The sequence below is a fragment of the Fervidicella metallireducens AeB genome (assembly GCF_000601455.1).
Lineage (GTDB): Bacteria > Bacillota > Clostridia > Clostridiales > Caloramatoraceae > Fervidicella > Fervidicella metallireducens.
On sequence record NZ_AZQP01000075.1, the window covers coordinates 1 to 5,234 of the forward strand.

Consider the following 5,234-nt stretch of genomic DNA (forward strand, 5'->3'; position numbering starts at 1 on the left):
TTTTTTCTTTTTATAAAAATATTTTCATATTTATACTTGTATAAATTTCCAATCTGTTATATAATAGTTTTGTAAATTTAAATTTCGAAGGGAGGTTGTACAATGAAAAACTTTAGATCTTCATTAAATGGAACTCACAATTACTGTAACTTAATTATTAATAAACTATTTGTACAACCTGCGACTTTAGGTATGTAAAACTTTTCTGAAAATAAGCCACAGGTGTACATTTCCCTGTGGTTTTTATATTTGTATTGCTATGTTTTGCTATAGGAATCTAATAAACCACAGGGATATACTGTGGTTTTTTTCTTTTGAACCTAAAGGCAGGTTAACATAACCATCGGAGGTGACTTTATGAAGAAAATAAAACTAATTTGGAAACTCATGAAAGGAAACAGATTAATTTATTTGGCATCAATTTTATCTATTGCCCTGGCTACATTTTTTTCGATACTAATTCCTCTGGTTACAAAAACGATAATTGACTCGATTATAGGTAACGGGAGTTCAAGCTCTTCAAATATAATTAATAGCATGATTGAATATTGCGGTGGTAGGGAATTCCTATCAAATAATCTTTGGATATGTAGTTTATTGATTGTTTTACTTACTGCACTTAATGGACTCTTTCTGTATTTGAAAGGTAGATTTTCTTCTAAGGCTGCAGAATCAACAGCTATGAACACAAGAGAAAAACTTTTTAATCATATTCAAAGACTTCCTTATGATTATCACGTAAAGGCTTCAACTGGTGATCTTATTCAAAGATGCACCTCAGATGTTGAAACTATACGAAGCTTTCTCGCAGTACAATTTGTAGAAATTGGAAGAGCTATTTTTATGGTAACACTTGTTTCAATAATAATGTTTTCATTGAACGTTAAACTTGCACTAGTTGCAATGACGGCAGTGCCAATAATTTTTACTTTCGCCTTCATTTTTTTCAAAAAAGTCCAAAAAATATTTCTTCAATGTGATGAATCAGAAGGACGTTTATCTTCTGTTATTCAGGAAAATTTAACTGGTATCAGAGTTGTCCGTGCCTTTGCTATGCAAAAATTTGAAATGGATAAATTCAATAAAAAAAATAGGGAATTTAAAAATCTTGTATATAAATTAATAAAACTCCTTGCACTTTACTGGTCTATATCAGACGCACTATGTTTACTTCAGATAGGAGCAATATTGCTATATGGTTCTGTTTTGTCTTCGAAAGGAATCATAAGTCTAGGTACACTTGTTGTATTTACAACATATGAGGGTATGCTTCTTTGGCCTGTACGACAGATGGGGAGAATATTAACTGATATGGGTAAATCATTTGTAGCAGCAACACGTATTTTTGAAATACTTGATGAACCTACAGAAATAATGATTGAAAATTCATTGCAACCTAAAATTTCTGGAGAAATTGAATTTAAGAACCTCAGTTTTGAATATGAAGAGGGAAAGCCTGTTTTAAGAAATCTTACCTTTAAGGTAAAAAAAGGCCAGACTGTTGCTATACTTGGTCCTACTGGTTCTGGTAAAACTACCTTAATAAACTTGCTTTTAAGGCTTTACGATTATAAAAAAGGTTCTATCAAAATTGATGGAATTGAACTTAAAGAGATTGACAGAAAATGGATTAGGCAAAATGTTGGTATAGCTTCACAGGAACCATTCCTCTTTTCAAAGACAATAGAGGACAACGTAAAACTAGGTAGTGAGAAGGCCTCGATTTATGATGTACATGAAGCTTGTAAGATAGCATCTATACATGATAATATCCAAGAATTTGAAAAGGGATATGAAACAATGGTAGGTGAAAAAGGGGTAACATTATCAGGTGGTCAAAAACAAAGATTAACAATAGCAAGAACAGTTATAACTGATTACCCAATTCTTATTTTCGATGACTCCTTAAGCGCTGTTGATGCAGAAACCGATGCATCCATAAGATCTGCATTAAGAAAAAGAAGTAAAAATGTAACAACATTTATAATTTCACATAGGATATCAACAATACGACGAGCAGACTTAATCCTTGTTCTTGAAAAAGGGAAAATTTCTCAAATGGGAACACATAAAAAACTAGTAAACCAGGATGGATTATATAAAAGGGTTTGGGAAATACAGAACTCTTTTGAAAAGGAAATTGAAGAAGATACCAATGAAAGTGCCTCTTAATGAATTTAATATTTTATACTTTTCATTTCCCTTGAATACAATTAAACACTGCTTTTATCAGAAAACTTTAATATAAGAAAAAGGAGGCTTTAGAATGAATAATTTTCAAGAAGACAATTTTAATAATCATTTTGATTTTACCCTTTGGAAAAAGCTTTTTTACTATATAAAACCCTATAAGAAGCTGATGTTTTTCCTTTCATGTGTTATGATTGGGGTTGGCTGCATAGAAGCAACCTTCCCAATTATGACAAAGTATGCCGTTGATAATTTTATAATTAAAGGAAATTTAAATGGATTAACCAGATTTTCTATAAGATATCTTATACTGGTGGGACTACAGGTATTCAATGTATGGTGCTTAATCGCACTGGCAGGAAAAATAGAAGTCAGCGTATGCCATGATATTAGAAAAAAGGCCTTTGAACATTTACAAAATTTATCATTTTCATATTTTGATACAACGCCTACAGGGTGGATAATGGCAAGAATGACCTCTGATATTCAAAGATTAAGTGATACACTTGCATGGGGAGTAGTTGATTTTGTATGGGGTCTAGCAATGATGAGCTTTATACTTATTTATATGCTATATCTCAATTGGCAACTTGCCTGATAACCTTAATTGTTATACCTCCACTTACTTTAATCAGTATCTACTTTCAAAAAAAGATTTTAAAATCCTATAGAATTGTACGTAAGACTAATTCTAAAATAACAGGGGCTTTTAACGAAGGAATTATGGGGGCAAAAACAACAAAAACCTTAGTAACTGAGGAGAAAAATCTTTCAGAATTCAAAGAATTAACAAATGAAATGTATAAATCTGCTGTAATGGCAGCACTTTTATCCTCAGTTTATATGCCAATAGTAATAACACTTGGAAGTATTGGTACATCTCTGGCACTTTGGTTTGGAGGGAATAAAGTATTATCACAGACAATTAGCTTTGGTACACTTGTTGCCTTTATATCATATACAATTCAGTTTTTTGAACCAGTTAAAGAATTAGCAAGGGTTTTAGCAGAAATGCTTTCAGCACAAGCTTCAGCTGAGAGAGTTATATCTTTAATTGAATCTGAATCAGAAATAAAGGATAGTCAAGAGGTTATCAAAATTTATGGAGACAGTTTCAATCCTAAAAAGGAAAACTGGCCTGAAATTAAAGGCAATATCTCATTTAAAAATGTAACCTTTGAATATAAAAATGGCGAAAAAGTTCTGGAAAATTTTAATCTAGACATAAGGCTGGCGAATCAATTGCCCTTGTTGGAGAAACAGGGTCTGGAAAAAGTACTATAGTTAATCTTGCCTGCCGTTTTTACGAACCAACTTCAGGTGATATTCTTATTGATGGAGTCGATTATAGAAAAAGATCTCAACTATGGCTTCAATCCAGCCTTGGTTATGTTCTACAAACTCCCCATCTCTTTAGTGGTACTATAAAGGATAATATAAGATATGGAAAAATTGATGCATCTGATGATGAAATTATTGAAGCAGCTAAAATTGCTAATGCACATGAGTTTATTATGCAACTTGAAAATAGTTATGATACTGAAGTAGGGGAAGGTGGAAATAGACTATCTACTGGTCAGAAACAATTAATATCAATTGCTAGGGCGATACTTTCTAATCCAAAAATATTTGTATTGGATGAAGCAACTTCTTCAGTTGATACTGAAAGTGAAATAATAATTCAAAATGCTATTAACAAACTACTTAAGGGGAGAACTAGTTTTATAATTGCACACAGACTTTCTACAATACGTTCTGTTGATAGAATTTTAGTAATTCATAAAGGCAAAATAATTGAGGAAGGAAACCACTTTAGCCTCCTTAAGAAAAAAGGATATTACTATAAATTGTATACAAATCAATTTTTAGAAGAAGAAGAAAACAGATTACTTGCCCAATAATATATGAAATTAGATTTTCAAATAAATGACCTTTTTCCTAAAATCCTGGAAAAAGGTCATTTATTTAATCCATATAAAATCTGCAATTACGATATTGGAGACTTTACCTTTAAATTTTCTTCTAATTTAATATATACACCTTTACATTTTTAACAGCCCAGTTGCATGCCTCTTTAAAAGTATTAAAGAAAACATCTATTTTATTTCCTTTTATTGCAGTTCCTGTATCCGCTGCTATAGCAAAACCATAACCTTCTACAAATAATTTAGTTCCATATGGAATAACCTTTGGATCTACAGCAATAGTACTATAACCATCCTCATTTCTAACAGCTAATCTTCCAGAAGCAGTATAGGTTTTTCCTACACCCCTTACTGCCCAATAGGCAGTAGCCCTGGCATTTATCACCTTTTTGAAGGGGAGAACTCTACCACCCCTAGAAACTGGCATGTGTGGATATGAGCCCTGAAGGACCAATCTATCAGCTGGTTTCTTTAAAAGGATTTCTTTTATTACCTTTCTTGCAACTTCTTGTCCATTCTCATAGATTACTTGGATTGTAATTAATTTTTCTCCTTTTTTACCTTCCTGCAAAACCTTAGTCTTTGTGTTTGATAATTTCTTATCCTTTTTTATTATTTCCTTAAAATTCACTTCTACCTTTTGGTCAATAGTTTTAATATCAACTTTTGTAATCTCAATTTCCATATTACTGGACAATTTCGTGTCCAATCCAGGTTTAATTTTATCATGTTCTCTTATCTCAATTCCTTCACTTTTCAGCATGGAAGCAACATCGCCTTCTGAAGATTCAATATTTATTTGTTTTCCATCAACAATTACTTTAACATTGACAGCTCGTTTTATTGTTATTGTACCGTCATCAGCTATCTTTGATGTTAAGCTTGGCTCAACTTTATCCTTAGCATTTAGCGAAATATTATTGCTCTCTAAAACATCCTTAACCGTGTTTTTATAGGTAATAATCTTTGTTTTTCTTCCGTAATCAATAATAGTAATAGTCTTTCTCCTTAACTGGTAAAATGATAAGGTTAATACAGCAAAAATTAAAACTGTTATAGCAAAGACATATCTTATATGACTTTTTTTGGGAATATATTGAAGATAGTTATAATAATCTA

General features: G+C 31.5%; 3 protein-coding genes and 1 pseudogene. 3 read left to right on the plus strand and 1 reads right to left on the minus strand.

Features of this window, described 5'->3' with window-relative positions:
- Window positions 1–357: 357 nt before the first annotated feature.
- The 3 genes and pseudogenes from Q428_RS13220 (at window position 358) to Q428_RS16615 (ending at window position 4,091) form a co-directional block, all read left to right on the plus strand.
- Window positions 358–2,172 carry an ABC transporter ATP-binding protein gene (locus tag Q428_RS13220; protein WP_035381698.1) on the plus strand — a complete coding sequence of 605 codons (1,815 nt, stop codon included), beginning with the start codon at window positions 358–360 and terminating at the stop codon, window positions 2,170–2,172.
- A 247-nt stretch (window positions 2,173–2,419) separates the two neighbouring features.
- Window positions 2,420–3,474 (plus strand): annotated as a pseudogene (locus Q428_RS16610) (ABC transporter transmembrane domain-containing protein).
- A complete protein-coding gene (locus tag Q428_RS16615; RefSeq protein WP_341349057.1) occupies window positions 3,471–4,091 on the plus strand; it encodes an ABC transporter ATP-binding protein in 621 nt (206 codons plus the stop codon). Before Q428_RS16610 ends, Q428_RS16615 begins: the two are co-directional and overlap by 4 nt.
- Window positions 4,092–4,212: 121 nt before the next feature.
- Here Q428_RS16615 and Q428_RS13230 read toward each other — a convergent pair.
- Window positions 4,213–5,234 (minus strand): ubiquitin-like domain-containing protein (locus Q428_RS13230; RefSeq protein ID WP_051515177.1); only part of this gene is annotated, 1,022 nt, incomplete at its 5' end.